The organism is Streptomyces clavifer (assembly GCF_036345975.1).
Taxonomy (GTDB): domain Bacteria; phylum Actinomycetota; class Actinomycetes; order Streptomycetales; family Streptomycetaceae; genus Streptomyces; species Streptomyces clavifer.
This window is the reverse complement of sequence record NZ_CP107793.1, coordinates 5785446-5801605: the sequence shown is the minus strand read 5'-3', so window position 1 is coordinate 5801605 and position 16160 is coordinate 5785446. Positions and strand designations below refer to the sequence as shown.

The window sequence follows — 16160 nt, the reverse complement described above, 5'->3', positions numbered from 1 at the left end:
CACGGCGGACGGCGTGCCGGGCGGTTCGCCCGCCCGGCACGCCGCTTCCACGGGCCGTACCGTGATCAGTTCTCTTCGAAGTAGGCGTCCAGCGCCGCGTCGAGCTCCGCCGTCCACTCCTTGAGGCTGCTCCGGGACTCCGCCTCGACCTCGGCGTTGAACCACCGACGGCTCGACACGTGCACCGTGACGGTGAACCGGCGCCCGAAGCGGGCGGTCTTGACCTCGACCGCGCCGATCTCGGCCCAGTCGAACTCAGCCTCCTGGTCGTCCAGCGTGAACCGGACGCCGTCCCGGTCCACCGTGATGGATCCGCGCCGGTCGCTGACGGCGAAGACGGGCCCCTCGGCCGGGGCGCCGCCCCCCTCGTCAGCGTCCTCACTCGCCTCCGGGGTGGCGTCCCGCACGGCGTCCGGGGACGCGTCCGCCGTCTCGGCCCCTTCGGCGACAGCCGTCGCTTCGTCCTCGGCGGACGCACCGGACGCACCGGGCGCCTCGGGCCCTTCCGGCGCCTTCTCCGCTTCCCCCTCCGTCCGCGCGGGGGCAGGGGCCGTCAGGCCGGGGATGTACGCCGGGTCCGTGCCCGCGGCGAACTCGGGTTTCGTGTTGGAATCTATACGCTGCTCCACGGCGGGCAGTATGGTCGACGAACCTGTACGTGACCAGTCGCCAGGGGTCCGACGGGGCGCAACGGCCGCGGAAGTCACCGGTACGCGGCGGCTTCGCGCCGGGGCCGACCGGCGCGGGCACCCGGCGCGCGGCCGGTCATCCACCCGATCGCGGGGGCTGGTCCGCCGTCCGGCGGAGCGGGCCTCGCCGAGGACGGCGAGGGCGGTCCCGGCCAACGGCCCGGGCGTGAACGCCGGCATCCGCACGTGGGCCCATGACGGTGGAGGTCGTGGAGGTCTTCCCTCCGGAGAAGGCGGCGGATGCCCGTCGCCGCAGCGGGTCGGACCGCACCCGCGGCACGCTCGTGCCGCACGTCGGCGCCTGGACACCACCGCTCCGGGGCGCGGCCCCGCACGGAAAGACGGGTGGTGCGGGCTCTCGCGAACCCGCACCACCCGTCGGCCGTGCACTGCTGTCACACGGTCAGGCCTCAGTAGGCGCCGAACACGTTGTCGATCGAGCCGTACCGGTCGGCGGCGTAGTTGCACGCGGCCGTGATGTTGGCGACCGGGTCGTAGCTGTCCGTCGACGTGCCGGGCACGTGGTAGGCCTGGAAGGTCGGGTCGATGACCTGCAGCAGGCCCTTGGACGGGATGCCGGCGGCGGCGTTCGAGTCCCAGTTGTTGATGGCCATCGGGTTGCCCGAGGACTCACGCATGATGTTGCGGTGGATCCCGTCGTAGCTGCCGGGGATGCCGTGTTCGGCCATGACCGCCAGCGACTCCTTGATCCAGCCGTCGAGGTCGTCGGTGTACGCGGCCGGCTCGGCGGCGGGAGCGGCGGCAGGCGCTGCCGCGGGTGCGCCCTGCGCGGCGAGCGCGGTGTCCGTACGGTCCGAGCGGTCGGCACGGTCGGCGCTCTGCTCCGCACGGTCGGCGGAGCCGGACGCCTTGGATTCGGCCTTGTCCGCCGTTCCGGCCTTGTCCGCCGCCTTCGCGCCGATCGTCAGCTTCAGACCGGCGTGAATGAGGTCGGGGTTTGCGCCGACGGCCTTTCGGTTGTCGTCGTACAGCGCCTTCCAGCCGCCGTCGACGGAATGCTCACGCGCGATCTTGGAAAGGGAATCGCCAATGATCACGGAATAGGTGACGGGCGTCGACTTCTGTGCGGCAATCGCCTTGCCGGACACGGCAGTCGACGTGGCCGCCTTTTCGACGGCGACCGGCTGCGCCGGCGCCGCGAAGGCTCCGGTCGCGCCGATCACGGGAAGGGCCAGAGCGGCTCCACCCGTGCTCACGGCGATGATGCCGCGGGTCAGCGAACTGGTCCTGAAACGAAGGTGCTTACCCATTTCGGGCATGGTGATTTCCTCTCCGCCGCCTGCGAAGTGAGCTGTCGGGTTCGGGCTGGAGATGCCCGGTCGCATACGAATGCGACTTCACCCCGAGCCGCTCCGGATACCGGATCGGCGCTTACCTGGGTCCCCCGCTCCTGCCGTACGAGATGTGGTCGGGTTCCCGGACGGCGGCAGGATTCGGCGTTCCATCCGGAGTGAGGGTGACCGTAGGCGAGAAATAGCGAAAGGAACAAGCCCGGAATTGGTGATCACAATTCACTTGCAAGATCGATCCAAGTGAATTCATGTAAGCAAGCCCACAGCCGGGGTGCCAACCTTGTTGGCGCACAAGGGAACCGGTCGACATGTCGATGCGTCCGGGAGGCGGTGGGGTGACCCTGGTCACCAAGACCGAAAAGGGTGATTTGCACCCTTCCGAAGCTCCACGGGTCGCACGAAATAGCCCTATATGAATTACTGGATGAATTGCATATAGCATCCTAAACCGGGCATACGGCTCACGCGGAGGGTTCCGGGCGTACCGGAGGAGCACGCGTGGAACCGATCAGCGCATGACCGACAGGGCGCACCCCGGCCCCACACATCCGAGGCTCACCGTTCTGCCCGTACAGCCCGGCGATCCGCCCTTCCGGATCCTGGAGGCCGACGGGGAGATGGTCGGCAGGGTGACCTCGATGACGGACGTGCTGTACGCCGCGCAGGCCGCCGGCATCACGGTCCACGACCTCGACGACCCCGACGCGGTGCGGTAGGTGGGCGGTGACAAGCTCACCTGGACGCAGCACTGACCCTGCGCGCACCCCACCGGCCCTGCCCGGCCCGGTACGAACCTCACCGGGCCCTGCTGGGGGAAGCCGCCCCTACCGGGTCCCCAGGACCCGCACCCCGCCCCCGTACGCCGCGACGGCCCCCGGGACCGCCCACCGCACCGAACACTCCGCGCCGCCCGCTCAGCTGCCCTGCGGTTCCCCGGTCCAGGGGTCGAGGCCCGCGCGGCGGCGGGCCCGCTGAACGGCCCGGCTCACGAAGGCGTGCGACCGACGGGCCATCACCCCCTCCACGCTGAGGGGTACGGAATCGAAGCAGCCGGCCAGCAGCCTGCGGAGGAACTCGGCCATACCGAACCGGTACAGCGCGAACGTCGGCACGGTGTGACGGCCGCAGACCACCACGGGCCAGCGGTCGGGGTCCTCGTCCGTCGTCAGCCAGCACAGGATGTCCGCCTCGGTGGTCGTACCCCAGGCGAGCAGCGCGCCGGGGTCGAGCACCATGTCGGGTCCCGCCGGATCGGCCCATATCTCGTCGGCCTCCACGCGCCACACCTCGCGGACGGCACCGGTCCCGTCGGCCATGGCATCCGCGGCGTGGCACCCGTCCGGCGTGTCCGCGGGCATCGGCCGGTGCACGACGATCACGTCGTCCACGGACCCCTCCCCGTAGGCACTCATGAAGGCCTTGTAGTCGGCGGGGAAACAGGCGCCCCACCGTGCCTCGGCCACGGCCCAGTCGACCTGCTCGTCGATGCCGTACGTCGTCGGCAGCAGGCGCTCCAGCGCCTCGATGGGCCATCCGGTCACCGGCCGGCCCCCCGCACGCGTACGCCTCGTAACGCGCGTCCGTGCGCCGGGCTCCGGACGCTCACGCTCCGTCCCCACATCTGCGACTCCCCGCCTGTCCTGTGGGAGGACCCGTTCCTCCCACAGGCCCAGCGAACGGCGGGCTGCGAACATCACACCGGCCGGCCCGGGACGCGCAGCGCGGTGGGGTCCGGGAGCAGGCGTACGGCCGCTCCGTACGACCGGGCCAGGCGGGGTCCCGCCGGACGGACCCGTGCCAGGACCACTCGTGCGGCCGACGGGCGGCCGATCCGCGGGGCCGGACCCTCGGCGCCTAGGGTGTGGCACATGCAGTCCTACACGATCGGGCAGGCGGCTCGACTCCTCGGCGTCAGCCCCGACACCGCCCGCCGCTGGGCCGACGCCGGCCGGGTCGCCACCCATCGCGACGAGGGCGGACGCCGGCTGGTCGACGGGCGCGACCTGGCCGCGTTCTCCGTCGAGGTGGCCCAGGCGGGCACCGGCGAGGAGGAGGTCTCGTACACCTCCGCGCGCAACGCGTTCCCGGGCATCGTCACCGCCGTGAAACTGGGCGATGTCGCGGCCCAGGTCGAGATCCAGGCGGGCCCGCACCGGCTCGTCTCGCTCCTGACCCGGGAGGCGGTGGAGGAGCTGGGCCTCGAGGTCGGCATGCAGGCGACGGCCCGTGTGAAGTCGACCAGCGTGCACATCGACCGCACCTGACCCTCCCCGTCGGCGCCGCGCCCCGGACCGGCACGGGACCGCCCCGCGGCCCACGCGGAACGCGGTGAACCGGCACTGTCGGACCCTTGTCCTACGCTCACGGCATGAGCGTCTCCCTCTACTACACCGCCCTTCGCGCGGAACCGCTGACCGCGTCCGAGACGGCTGCGGTCTCGCGCATCGTCACCGCCTGCGCGGCTTCCTTCCCGTACGACGAGGAGGAGGGCCTGTACCTGTACGACCGGTCCGACGGCGAGAGCGGTGAGGTCCTCGCGGGCTCCACCAAGATGCCGTTCGAACCGGGCCGTCTGCTGCCCGTGATCGCCCATGTGCTGGACTCCCTGACGGAGCTGCGCCGTGCCGTCGCGGGGGCCGAGTGGCGGGTGCACATGGACGACCTGGACGTCCCGTGGGACGACGGCGAGGGCTATCTCCTGCCGGGTATGCGCGACGCGGACCTGGTGGCCGAGCCCGGCAACCTCTGACGGGCGGGCCGGCCCACGGGCACGGCGGCGGTCGTCAGTCCATCAGCCCGGCGGCGATCGTCGCGCCCAGCTCCCAGCACGCCTCGATGGCGGCCTTGCCGGGCTCCCCCGTCACCGTCACGGCGTCCGCCGCGCGGCGCCATCCCAGGCCCTTCGTGATCGAGTCCATGGCCCGTACCGCTCCGGTGACGTCGTTGCCGCCGTGCACGTAGGAGCCGAAGGGCCTGCCCTGCGTCGCGTCCAGGCAGGGGTAGTACACCTGGTCGAAGAAGTGCTTCATCGCACCGGACAGGTAGCCGAGGTTGGCCGGAGTGCCGAGGACGTAGCCGTCGGCGGCCAGCACGTCGGACGCCGTGGCGGCGAGCGCCGCACGCCGTACGACCTGGACGCCCTCGATCCCGTCCGTCGTCGCGCCGGAGACGACGGCCTCGAAGAGCGCCTGGCAGTTGGGCGAGGGAGTGTGATGGACGATCAGCAGAGTGGCCACGCCTCCGAACCCTGCCGTCCCCCGTCCCCGGCCGCAAGCCGGCTCCGGACGCTCCGCGCGCACGGAGGCGGGGTGCTCGACAGCCGCCTGCCCTCCCTGCCGTCCCCCGGGACGGGCGGTGGCACCCTCGCTGCGGGCGCGTCCCTACCGGATCGGGACGGGCTCCGTGCCGCCCGTGCCGCGTTGCCGCCTGGTCGCGGCGGCGACGGAGGCCAGCAGCTCGGCGTCGAGCAGGGACGGGTCGCCCAGCCGGGTCGGCGCCGAGTAGGAGTTGAGCACGGCCTTGGTCACCCGCAGGGCGGCTTCGGGGCGGCGGACTATGGGCTTGGTCCACGCGGTGACCGCCTCGTCGAGCGCGTCCCGGGGCACCACGCGCTGCAGAACGGACAATCCGTACGCCTCCGCCGCGTCGAAGGCCCGTCCCGTGAGGATGAGTTCGCGGGTGCGAGCCGCACCCACCTCGTGGATCAGCCGGGGAAGCACCCCGCCCCAGGCGGTGGGCAGCCCGAGGGCCAGCTCCGGCAGTCTGAAGCTCGCGGTATCGGCACCGACCCGGAGGTCGCAGGAGAGCGCGAGAGCGAGCCCCGCGCCGATGACCTTGCCGTGCACGGCGGCGATGGTCACCGCCCGGCTCGTGGAGAGGGCCTCGCAGACCCGGCGCGCCTTGTCGCCGGCGATGCGGATGCCACGGCCCGTGGGGTCGTCGTCCAGCCAGTCGGCGAACTCGGCGCGGTCCCCTCCGAGGCAGAAGTCCTCCCCGGCGGCGCTCAGGACGAGCACGCGCACCTCGGGGTCCGGCACGGCCAGGACGTCCAGCAGAGCGTCCAGCATCGCGCCGCTGACGACGTTCCCGCTCTCGGGGTCGTTCAGTTGCACGCGCAGGACCGGTCCCTCGCGCAGGCTGCTCACCGGGCCGGCGGACGGACCCTGGGACTGGAGGAAGCCGGGCATCGAGAGCTTCATATCGCCACGCCCAGCGAGGTGACTCGCCTGAAGACCATGCGGGAGGCGAACACCGGGGGCGAAACCACGCGCAGCGTGGGGAAACGGCTCAGGAGCTGGGTGAGCATGGAGCGGGTCTCCAGTCGGGCGAGGGAGGCGCCCAGACAGTAGTGCGCACCGCCTCCGAAGCTGAGGTGGCTGCCGGCACGGAGCAGGTCGAAGATGTGGGGATCCGGGTTACGGCGTGGATCGTGGTTGGCGGCACCGTACATCACGTGCACCATGCTGTCCTTCGCCACCGGGACCCCTGCCAGCACCGTATCGGCGGCGGCGACACGCGTGTTGATGTGGATGGGCGGATCGTACCGAAGGGCCTCGTCGATGGCCGCCTCGACGTGTTCGGGGTTCTCCCTCAGCCATGTCCACCGGCTCGGTTCGTCGAGCAGGTGCCACACCGCGGACGAGAGCAGCGTCGCGGTGGTCTCCAGTGAGGCGATCGTGATGAACATGGTCAGCCGGTAGAGCGCCTCGTCCGCCGCGTCACGGTCGGGTTCGAGCTCGTCCCAGGTGCGTATCCAGCCGCTCAGCACGTCGTCCCCGGGAGCCGCGCGCCGTTGCCTGATCAGCTCGGTGAAGTACGTCCGCAGCTGTTTCGTCGCCCCCGCGGAGACGGCGAGCTGGCTCCTGGTGGGCAGCAGCTCCTGCGCGTACACCTGGTTGTGGGTGATCTCCAGAAGGTGTGGGTAGTCCTCGGAGGGAAGGGACAGCCACGAGCCGATGGTGCCGATCGGCAGCTGTTCACTGACCGTCTGCGCGAAATCGGCTCCTCCGGAGCGCAGTTGCTCCGCCAGGGTGTCGAGGAGGCGGGTGACTTCCCGGTCGACGTTCGGGGTCATCCGCTCGATGGTCGCGCGGTCGAAGAGGTTGCCCAGGCTGCGCCGCTGGCAGGTGTGCTCGGGGGCGTTGAGGCGCGAGAGGGTCTTCGTCATCTCCTGGGTGGCGGGCGCCTCCCAGCGTTCGCTGTGCGCCTGCCGCTCCTGCCAGGCGAAGTCCGGCGCGAGCCATTCGCGGCCGCGGAGGACGTGGTTGCACGCATCGAATCCGGTGACGAAGTACGCGCCGCCCCAGGGGGCGGGTACGACGTCTCCCATGGATCTCAGCTCTCCGAGGAGAGGATAGGGATCGGCCTGGCCGCCGGGGGAGTTCAGGCGTCGGAGGAGTGGGACAAGGGTGCGGCGATCAACGGGGGGTCTGGCGGTTTCGCGGACGGTGCTCACGCAGAGATCCTTGCCTTGACGCTTGGTTACCGCCAGGACTCTCCCCTCCACTTATCAGCACCATGCATCAATGGGTGTTACCCATGTCACAGTCGGGGCCGTTGTTGCCACCGCGACACGTGGTGATTGCGTGAAGCACGTGACGCGGTGGCAACAGGGACTCACACCCGGAAGACGTCCAGGAAGGAGCTCCACCAGCCCTTGGTCTTCTTCTGGGGCTCCGAGGCCTCGCGGTACGTCGGCGCGGGACCGACATGGTCGACCGTCAGCGAAGCGGACTGGGCCTGTCCGTTCGTGGTGGTGTGCCGCACGGCGCCAGGCGTGAACCGGACCGGCAGGGAGACCAGGGCCCGGTGGAACGGACCCGGGCGCCATTCCGCTTCCGCCGCGGGACGAGCGAGCGTCACGTCCGGCAGGACGTTGAGGATCTTCTCGATCGCGGTCAGGGCGATCAGCTGCGCCGGGGACTTCGCCGGGCAGACGTGGGGGCCGGCCCCCCAGGCGAGGTGGGCGCCCTTGCTCAGGGTCCGACGCGCGTCGGTGAGCGCGGGGTCGCTGTTCGCCGCGGCGAAGCTGATCAGTACGGGAGTGCCCGCCTGGAGGATCGTCCCGCCCAGATCGACGTCCCGCACCGGGAAGTGCGTCGCGTAGTTGGCGATGGGCGCGTTGTCCCAGAGCACCTCGTTGAGCGCGTCCTCGACGAGCATCCCGGTGCCGGCCCGGTCCGACCCGGGGGTGTCACCGGACAGCATGAGGAGCAGCGCGTTGCCGATGAGGTTGCGCTCCGGCTCGACGCCCGCGCCCATCAGCATGACCAGCTGGTCCTTGAGCTCCTCGTCCCGCAGGCCCGCCGGGTGCTGGATGAGCCAGGACGTGATGTCCTCGCCGGGCACGCGCCGCTTCAGCGCGACGAGCTCCATCAGGCAGGCCGTCAGCTCGGCGTTGGCCCGCAGCACGTCCTCGCCGTCGAAGATCGCCGACATGTTGCGGGTCAGCCGGTCGCCGATGTCGCTGGGGCACCCGAAGAGCTGGTTGAAGAGCAGCAGCGGCAGGAGCTTGGCGTAGTCGTTGAGCAGGTCGGCGCTGCCGCGTTCGATGAACTGGTCGATGAGGTAGTCGGCGATGCGCTCGACGTCCCGGCTCAGCCGGCTCGCGTTGAGGCGGCCGAGGCTCTCCGTGACCGCCTTGCGCAGACGCAGGTGCTCGGTGCCGTCGGTGAACAGGCAGTTGGGCCGGTAGGCCATCATCGGCAGCACCGGGCTGTCGAGCGCGATCCTGCCCTCCTGCAGTGCGTTCCAGCGCCGGGAGTCGCGGGCGAAGAGGGCCGGGTTCTGCAGCACGCGCAGAGCCGCTTCGTGCTCCACGACCAGGTTCGCCTCGACACCGGGCGCCAGCTCGATCGGCGCCACGGGGCCGTGCGCCCGGAACGCGTCGTAGACGCGCTGCGGGTCCGCCGCGAAATCCTCCCCGTACAGGGAGGTCTGCCGCCCCCGGTGCATCGGGCACTCGGGGGGCGGGTTGTCGTCAGTGGCTCTCGGACGAGAGTCCATGTGTGCTTCCTCTGCAAGATGCGCGGGCCGTGACGGGCACGGCGGTGGACGGCGGAAGGGAACGGTGTCAGGCCGCCCGGGCGAGGAGATGCCGGACCAGCGTGATCAGCGTCCTCGCGGACGAGTCCCGGTCCCGGGCGTCGCAGTACACGACCGGGGTGTCCGGCAGCAGGTCGAGGGCCTCACGCAGCTCCTCCTCCTCGTGCCGGGTGTGGGGGTCGAAGCTGTTGACCGCGACGGCGTACTCCAGCCCGTACTTCTCGACCAGGTCGATGACCGGGAACGTGTCGGCGAGCCGGGCGGGGTCGACGAGGAGCAGGGCGCCGAGCGAGCCGCGCGCCATGTCCTCCCACAGCTCGACGAAGCGCTGCTGGCCGGGTGTACCGAAGAGGTACAGCACCAGCTCGTCGCTGAGTGTCAGACGGCCGAAGTCGAGGGCGACCGTGGTGGTCTCCTTGCCCGGAGCGCCTCTCAGGTCGTCGATGTCGGCGGCGGCCTGCGTCATCCGTTCCTCGGTGCGCAGCGGCTTGATCTCGGAGAGAGTGCCGATGATCGTCGTCTTGCCCACGGCGAAGTGCCCGATCACCAGGATCTTCACCGCGCGCTGTACCGCGTCCGACACATAGATGTTCTCAGCCGAAGCGGGCCTGGAGTCCATGCAACACCTCCTCGAGGATCTTCTTGTCAACGAGCTGAGCGGGGGGCGGCACCTTACGGCGCAGTAAATGCCCCTGGTCCGTCAGGTCCTTCAGCAGGAGGCGCACCACGCCGACCGGGAGTTCCAGGCGGCCCGCCACCTCGGCGACCGACAGGTAGCCGCCGGAGCAGAGGTCCCAGATCGCCTGGATCTCGGGGCTCGGATTCCGGTACGGCTCCCGGTCCGGAGCGATGGTGACCAGCGTGACGAGGGTCAGCTCGTCCGCTTCCGGCAGCCCGCGTCCGCCGGTGATGACATAGGACCGGACGAAACCGCTGCTGACCTGCTGTTCCTCGCCCGGCGACGTCACGTGCCGCTTCCCGCACTCTGGCGCGGGGGTGTGGACATCGCCTTCCCCAGTGCGCTGACCAGCTGCTGCATGCGGAAGGACATCGCCTCCATGTCCACGTCCGCCACGGCTGCGGCCGCGAGGTAGGCGCCGCTGCCCGCCGCGATGAGGAAGATCCAGCCGCCCTCGTACTCGAGGAGCGTCTGCCGCCATCTGCCGGGCGACTGCCGTCCGACGAACGGGGCGACGGCCCGGCTCAGCGACTGCATCGAGCTCATCGCCGCGGCGACGGTCTCCGCGTCGTCCCTGCCGATCTCGTCGGAACTGGCGAGCAGCAGACCGTCGGCGGAGACGAGGATCGCGTGCTGGGCGCCGGGTACCTGAAGTACGTCGTTGAGCACCCAGGACAGATCGGGGTTCACAGGTTCTCAGGTCCTTCCATGGTCGTCATGTCACGCCCGGACCGGGTTCCGCGCTGGAACGCACCCAGTCGGGACGCCGTGGCCTCGTTGCCGGACACCGGCTCGGGCTCGGAGCCGGCCGGGGGCACCACGGAGACGGGGCTCTGACGGCGGCGCTTGGGGAGGCCGCCCGCGGTGGTGGCCTGGCTGACCGGCCGTGCGGCTGCGTGCGGTACGGCGGAGGGGAACAGCGGGGTGGGGGCCGGCGCGGGGGCCTCCTGCAGCGGGGGCACCGGCGCCTCCTCCCGGTACGCCTCTCGGGCGACGGGGGGCGGGGGCACATCACCGCTCAGCAGCTCATCGGGCAGGAGAACCACTGCGCGCACGCCTCCATAGGGGGATACCGAGTCGACCGAGACCTTGAATCCGTAACGGGCGGCCAGCAGACCGGAGACGGCGAACCCGAACTGCGGGGGGATGCCGAGGCTGGAGACGCTGATCGCGGCCTGCGGAGCGAGCAGTGCCGCAGCGCGGTCCTTCTCCTCCTGCGCCATGCCGAGGCCGGCGTCGTCCACGATGATGCAGACGCCTCTCGGGACCGCCTGGATGTTGATCTCGACCGGGGTACCGGGCGCGGAGTAATTGGTCGCGTTGGCCAGCAGCTCGGCCAGTACCACCGCGACGGGCTCCACCGCCCGGCTGACCACGGAGAAGTTCACCTGCCCGTTGATCCGCACCCGGTCGAACTGCCGGATACGGCCCTGGGCGCTGCGGGCCACGTCGTAGGCCGAGGCGACGGTCTCCCGTCGTCCGAGCCAGCCGCCGCAGAGCACCGCGATGCCCTGCGCCCGCCGCCCGAACTGGCTGTTCGTGTGGTCGATGGCCATCAGGTCGGCGAGGATCCGGGGATCGTCGCCGTACTTGGTCTGCGCCTTCTCGATGACCAGCTGCTGTTCGTCCGCGAGACCCTGCAGGGTGCGTACCGCGGCTTTGAGGACTGTCTTCGTCTCCTCCTCGGCGTCCTTACGGACCTCGGACAGCTCGGCGTCATGGCGACGGGAAAGGTCGGCGTTCACCGCCTGGAGCTGTTCCCGGTGCTGCAGCAGCGTCTCGCGCTCCCGCAGCAGTTGGGCGTTCTGTCTGCGCAGCCCGATATTGGTCTTGCGAGCCCGCAGGACGGCGCCCACAGCGACGAGTGCGACCAGCGCTACGGCAGCCAGTGCCCAAGTCGTGGGGCCGTTGGGAAATGTCATGAGACTCACTTCAAGTGCCATGGCTATGGATACGTCTTGGTACCCGCTCGGCATGCCGCACAGACCGGGGCTGGAAGTACCACGGTGCGGACACGGCCGGGAAGGCCACTCCAAAAGTGGAACTACGGAATGCACCCCTCAGGGGTGCCCCCCACACCGTCAGCCCAACTGGAAGTCGGATGATCTTATCATTGCGAGTTTGGGTAATTCCTTATACCTACCGCGCACTTAGGGCCGTATTGGACCCCCGTGACACCATGGAGACACTGTGAAGGTTTCGGGGCGGTACGCCCGGCCGCCTTGCCGGAGCGAGGGCTTCCGGGGCGGAAAGTGAACGCGAACCGTCCTCCGTCCTGATTCCGCGGGCCGCACGGCTCGGGCCTCCGCGGACTGACCGGAGGGCGCCCGCGAGTCCGAGGACCTGCCCGCTGCCCGCTGCCCGCAGGAGACCCCTCGCGTGCGGATATCCCGGTGACCTCGTGAGCGGGTCGGCGTACGGATCAGGAGGGGAACCGTGCCGACGACGCGCTTTCGACCCATCCGGTCCGGGCCGCACGGACGAACACGTGCTCCACAGAACCCGCGTTGCCTATTCTTGGGGCGAGCCGATCATCCACTCCGTCTTCACGCACCCTGGAGTTCGCCATGTCCCGACCGGGCAACGACGCCGCCGCGCTGCACATCGACACCAGCAAACCCCATCCCGCCCGGATGTACGACTGGTTCCTCGGCGGCAAGGACAACTACCCGGTGGACGAGGCGATGGGCCGCCAGATGCTCGCCGTCGAACCAGGTGTCCCGGTGATGGCGAAGGTGAACCGTGCCTTCATGCACCGTGCCACCCGCTGGCTGGCCGGCCAGGGCGTCCGGCAGTTCCTCGACATCGGGACGGGGATACCCACCGAACCCAACCTGCACCAGGTGGCCCAGAAGGCGGAACCCACGACCCGCGTCGTCTACTGCGACAACGACCCGATCGTGCTGGCCCACGCCGAAGCGCTGCTGAGCGGCACTCCGGAGGGCGCCATCGACTACGTGCAGGCCGACGCCCGCGACGTGGACGCGATCCTCGAACACGCCAGCAGGACCCTGGACTTCGGCAAGCCGGTGGCGCTGTCGCTGATCTCGCTGCTGCACTTCGTGAGCGACGAGGACGGCGCCTACGAGCTGGTGGACCGGCTCACCGGTGTGCTGGCGCCGGGCAGTCATGTGGTGATATCCCACCTCACCGCCGACTTCCACCCGGAGGAGGCCCGCAAGGTGGACGAGATGTACAGGAAGAACACGCTGACGCTGGCGCCCCGCAACCGCGCCCAGTTCGCCGCGTTCTTCGAGGGGCTGGACGTGGTCGAGCCCGGCATCGTGGCGGCCGAGGCATGGCATCCCGAACTCGGTGACCCGATCCCCGGCCAGGAGGACATCATCAGCGCGGGCTACGTGGCGGTGGGACGCAAGCCGTAGCCCGGCGGGCCGCAGGGCCCCGGGCGGCTGCCCGGGACACCCGCGTCCTCAGCCCAGCCGGAACACCGGGCCGCGTGGGGTGAACGGCAGCGAGGCACCCTGCGGGATCAGGAACGCGTGCTCGCGACGGATCCGCAGGGTGTCGCACCAGCCGTCGGTGATGACGAGGACCGGGGCCGCCGGGGGGAAGTCCTCCGCCCTCCGCAACAGATCGATGCCCGGCTGCAGTTCGGTGCCGCCTCGGCCGCGCACCCGTACCCGCCCGGCGATCTCGGCAGGCGGCAGATATCCCGCGTCGTACGCCGCCGCGTCGCAGAACACCACACGGGCCGCCGGTACGTCACGTGCCTCCGCGTACGAGGCGATGGCGCCGAGGGCCTTGCCGAGCAGGATGCCGCTCATCGAGCCCGAGGTGTCGAGTACGACTCCGAACGTGCAACGGGCCGTCTCCTCCGGCGGGTAGTACCGGCCCGCGCGCGGGATGTCCGGCGTCGACGCCTGCCGCCGGGCGCTGCGGGCGTAGGAACGCACCGGCTCCGGCCGGGGTACGTACTCGTCGAACCAGCGGGCCAGTCGCGCGTCCCACGGCACGGGCGGATGGGCCAGCGCCCGGATCTCCTCGACGAGGCCCGCGGGCAGCAGCCCGCGCTCGCCGTACTGGTGCAGATCGAAGCCCTGGACCAGGCCACGCCGGTAGAAGTCGTCGAGGTCGGTGTACGGGCGGGCGCCGGCGTGCGCGAGCGGCTCTCCGAGGATGTCTCCGACGCCCTTCCCCCGCAGCGTGGCGAGCCTCCGCCGTCGGCGCAGGTCGCCCGTGATCCGGTCGTACACCTCCTCCGCCGACAGTCCCCGCAGCTCCGGGTCGTACAGCAGACCCTCGGGCATGTCGCCGACGCGCATCTGCACGAGCCAGTCGTTGACGACGTAGTCGGCCGCGACGTTGAAGAGGAACGGGTCACGGCCACCTCGGCGTTCGCCGTGGCGGAGGGCGGCGTGCAGCATCTCGTGGGCGAGGACGAAGCGCCATTCCTCGTCGGTGAACGCGCACAGCGGATTGACGTAGATCTCGCCCGCGGCGGAGCTCACGGCGGCGATCGCGATGCCCTGGGCCCGGGCCAGTTCCGCGTCGGCCACGACGGTGAGCCCCGCGGCGAGCCCGCCGAGCAGCGGGTAGGAGGAGACGAACCAGTTCAGGGCGCGGTCCCAGGGCTGCTGCGGCGTGCGCGCTCCGGTCTCCCGGTCGATGCGCCCGCCCGCCGTGTCCATGGCGGTGGAGACGCTGCGGGTCAGAGCTCGGGCGAAGGCGTTCTCCCAGTCGGGAACGGCGGTGTTCCACGTGTTCCACGTCGTGAGGATCTGGTCCGGGTGGCTTCCTGCGGTCCCGCACCGTTCGTAGGCGGCGGGGATGCCGTCGCGCCGCCAGCGGGCGGCGAGCTGCTCCTCGTCGCCCGCCGGGTACGCGGCCGGCAGGTCGTCGGGGGGACGGCTCACCGGGAAGGTGAGCAGGAAGCGGTTGACGACCGTGCACCGGGCCGCGACCTCGTACCGGTCGGGCTGTACGCGCGGGTCGTCCGCCGAGGCGGGCAGATGGCCGAAGCCCAGATGCAGCACGCAGTGGGCGAGGACCCACGCCCACTCGGCAGGCTCCGCCCGCTTCGTGGGGTGTGCGTGGACGAAGCCGCCGGAGGTGACGACGGCCAGTCCCCCGGCCGGGGTGAGCGCGCACCGGGTCTTGCGGCAGCAGGACAGCGGGACGGCGGCGAAGGCCGGGTTCCGGTTGAGGAGCGCGAGGCCTGCCGCGAACGCTTCGGTGGCCCGGTCGGTCTCGTCGTCCCTGTTCTTCCCGCCTCGACGGGACGTGGCGGTCACCGCCGGGCCTCGACCAGCCGGGGCATGTCACGGGCCGCCTCGACGAGGAACCACGCGGGCAGGACGGGCCGGCCTTCGGCGTCGTCCGCGATGACGGTCTGCGCGACCTCGACCGAGATCTCGGCGAGCCGCACGAGCAGCGACTTGGCCCGGTAGGAGGTCTGCCGCATCGACTCGGAGACGTGCTCCTTCTGCCGCGGCAGTTCCTTCACCAGCCGGCCGCGGAACGCTTCGGCCAGGTAGTAGAGGAGGTCACGGTCCTCGATCCGGCCCGGCCAGGAGGCCTCGCCCTTGAGGATCGCCTCGATGCCGAAGGTGTGGCGCACGATCTTCGCGTACCCGCAGAAGGAGACGGCGTGTGCGGGGGTCAGTGTGCCGTGCACGATCACCTTCAGCGTGTCCTCGTCGATGCCCAGCCCGAACGAGTGCAGGGCGTCGGACAGCATGTGCCAGGAACGGGGCGTGGAGAACGGTTCCTCGGTCTTCGGCGGCTGCGACCACAGGTGGTCCGGGCGGTCGGTGACGTAGTCAGTCACCCAGGGGTGCATGCCGTTCTCCCCCGCCCACACCAGCCAGTCCGCGGCCGACGCCCGGAGGTGCACGTGGGTCAGCCGGTTGACCAGCGCGGACGCGATGGGCCTCGCCAGCGCGTTGTCCGTGGCGCGGTTGCCGGCCCCGATGACGATCGAGCCGGCGGGGAGCTCGTACGAGCCGATCCGCCGGTCCAGGATCAGCGAGTAGAAGGCCTTCTGGACATCGGGGGTGGCGGCGTTCAGCTCGTCGAGGAAGAGGCAGTACGGTTCGTCGCGCGCGATGCTCTCCGGCGGGCAGAAGACGGACCGCCCGTCGCGGATCTGCGGCACGCCGATCAGGTCCTCCGGTGCCAGCTGCGTCCCGAGGAGACTGACGCACTCCAGGCCCAGCGACTCCGCGAAGCCGCGTACGAGCGACGACTTGCCGATGCCGGGCGCTCCCCAGAGGAAGACGGGCCGCACGGTGGCGAGCCCGAGCAGCAGGTCGGGGATCTGGGCGGGGGTGACCGTGACGGCAGCCTGCACGCGGAGGTGTTCCTTCGGGACGCGGAAGATCGAGCCCGCTCAGTATGGGAGCATCCCGCGGACCGACGCAGCCGAATATCGGGCCGGACGGATGCGTCCCGTCATCCCCGGCCATGGCCCCGCAC

The 16160-nt window shown here is 70.7% G+C and carries 17 protein-coding genes and 1 riboswitch; of the genes, 4 read left to right on the top strand and 13 right to left on the bottom strand.

What is annotated here, in order from left to right:
• Nucleotides 1-65 precede the first annotated feature (65 nt).
• Together OG927_RS25285 and OG927_RS25280 are read right to left on the bottom strand one after the other, a co-directional pair.
• A complete protein-coding gene (locus OG927_RS25285; RefSeq protein WP_319105671.1) occupies nucleotides 66-629 on the bottom strand; it encodes a hypothetical protein in 564 nt (187 codons plus the stop codon).
• A 470-nt stretch (nucleotides 630-1099) separates the two neighbouring features.
• On the bottom strand, nucleotides 1100-1969 hold the full coding sequence (locus tag OG927_RS25280) for a transglycosylase SLT domain-containing protein (RefSeq protein ID WP_056789361.1): 870 nt from the start codon (nucleotides 1967-1969) through the stop codon (nucleotides 1100-1102).
• A 2-nt stretch (nucleotides 1970-1971) separates the two neighbouring features.
• Nucleotides 1972-2159, bottom strand: a riboswitch (cyclic di-AMP (ydaO/yuaA leader).
• Nucleotides 2160-2517: 358 nt separating this feature from the next.
• Here OG927_RS25280 and OG927_RS25275 point away from each other — a divergent pair.
• The gene (locus OG927_RS25275; RefSeq protein WP_330320822.1) at nucleotides 2518-2718 is read left to right on the top strand and encodes a hypothetical protein; all 201 of its coding nucleotides are present in this window, start codon (nucleotides 2518-2520) and stop codon (nucleotides 2716-2718) included.
• A gap of 198 nt (nucleotides 2719-2916) precedes the next feature.
• Here OG927_RS25275 and OG927_RS25270 read toward each other — a convergent pair whose 3' ends face one another.
• Complete coding sequence (locus OG927_RS25270; RefSeq protein WP_209469567.1) at nucleotides 2917-3543, bottom strand: SMI1/KNR4 family protein; 627 nt, start codon at nucleotides 3541-3543, stop codon at nucleotides 2917-2919.
• A gap of 327 nt (nucleotides 3544-3870) precedes the next feature.
• Between OG927_RS25270 and OG927_RS25265 the strand changes: the two genes are divergently transcribed.
• The gene (locus OG927_RS25265; protein ID WP_056789349.1) at nucleotides 3871-4266 is read left to right on the top strand and encodes a TOBE domain-containing protein; all 396 of its coding nucleotides are present in this window, start codon (nucleotides 3871-3873) and stop codon (nucleotides 4264-4266) included.
• Nucleotides 4267-4370: 104 nt separating this feature from the next.
• Nucleotides 4371-4751, top strand: a complete 381-nt coding sequence (locus tag OG927_RS25260) for a hypothetical protein (protein ID WP_330320821.1) — start codon at nucleotides 4371-4373, stop codon at nucleotides 4749-4751.
• A gap of 34 nt (nucleotides 4752-4785) precedes the next feature.
• On the opposite strand, the gene OG927_RS25255 is transcribed toward OG927_RS25260, so the two are convergent.
• From OG927_RS25255 to OG927_RS25220, 8 genes are all read right to left on the bottom strand, one after another.
• On the bottom strand, nucleotides 4786-5238 hold the full coding sequence (locus OG927_RS25255; protein ID WP_124280944.1) for a flavodoxin family protein: 453 nt from the start codon (nucleotides 5236-5238) through the stop codon (nucleotides 4786-4788).
• A 144-nt stretch (nucleotides 5239-5382) separates the two neighbouring features.
• Nucleotides 5383-6201 (bottom strand): enoyl-CoA hydratase/isomerase family protein, encoded by an 819-nt coding sequence (locus OG927_RS25250; protein ID WP_330320820.1) that lies wholly within the window; start codon nucleotides 6199-6201, stop codon nucleotides 5383-5385.
• A complete protein-coding gene (locus OG927_RS25245; RefSeq protein WP_330320819.1) occupies nucleotides 6198-7331 on the bottom strand; it encodes a cytochrome P450 in 1134 nt (377 codons plus the stop codon). Before OG927_RS25245 ends, OG927_RS25250 begins: the two co-directional genes overlap by 4 nt.
• A gap of 287 nt (nucleotides 7332-7618) precedes the next feature.
• On the bottom strand, nucleotides 7619-9007 hold the full coding sequence (locus tag OG927_RS25240) for a cytochrome P450 (RefSeq protein WP_209469570.1): 1389 nt from the start codon (nucleotides 9005-9007) through the stop codon (nucleotides 7619-7621).
• A gap of 67 nt (nucleotides 9008-9074) precedes the next feature.
• Nucleotides 9075-9665 (bottom strand): GTP-binding protein, encoded by a 591-nt coding sequence (locus OG927_RS25235; protein ID WP_056789337.1) that lies wholly within the window; start codon nucleotides 9663-9665, stop codon nucleotides 9075-9077.
• Nucleotides 9640-10014, bottom strand: coding sequence for a DUF742 domain-containing protein (locus tag OG927_RS25230; protein WP_056789334.1), 375 nt, complete (start codon nucleotides 10012-10014; stop codon nucleotides 9640-9642). The genes OG927_RS25235 and OG927_RS25230 overlap by 26 nt, the downstream gene beginning before the upstream one ends.
• Nucleotides 10011-10415, bottom strand: coding sequence for a roadblock/LC7 domain-containing protein (locus OG927_RS25225; protein WP_056789331.1), 405 nt, complete (start codon nucleotides 10413-10415; stop codon nucleotides 10011-10013). The genes OG927_RS25230 and OG927_RS25225 overlap by 4 nt, the downstream gene beginning before the upstream one ends.
• Entirely contained in the window at nucleotides 10412-11647 is a 1236-nt protein-coding gene (locus tag OG927_RS25220; protein WP_056789327.1) for an ATP-binding protein, read from the bottom strand. The genes OG927_RS25225 and OG927_RS25220 overlap by 4 nt, the downstream gene beginning before the upstream one ends.
• Before the next feature lie 645 nt (nucleotides 11648-12292).
• Here OG927_RS25220 and OG927_RS25215 point away from each other — a divergent pair.
• On the top strand, nucleotides 12293-13108 hold the full coding sequence (locus tag OG927_RS25215) for an SAM-dependent methyltransferase (RefSeq protein ID WP_056789324.1): 816 nt from the start codon (nucleotides 12293-12295) through the stop codon (nucleotides 13106-13108).
• A gap of 48 nt (nucleotides 13109-13156) precedes the next feature.
• Here the strand turns inward: OG927_RS25215 and OG927_RS25210 are convergent, their stop codons facing one another.
• The gene (locus OG927_RS25210) at nucleotides 13157-14977 is read right to left on the bottom strand and encodes a vWA domain-containing protein (RefSeq protein ID WP_330320818.1); all 1821 of its coding nucleotides are present in this window, start codon (nucleotides 14975-14977) and stop codon (nucleotides 13157-13159) included.
• Nucleotides 14974-16035: an ATP-binding protein gene (locus OG927_RS25205; protein ID WP_330320817.1), complete on the bottom strand. Its 1062-nt coding sequence runs from the start codon at nucleotides 16033-16035 to the stop codon at nucleotides 14974-14976. The genes OG927_RS25210 and OG927_RS25205 overlap by 4 nt, the downstream gene beginning before the upstream one ends.
• Nucleotides 16036-16160 lie beyond the last annotated feature (125 nt).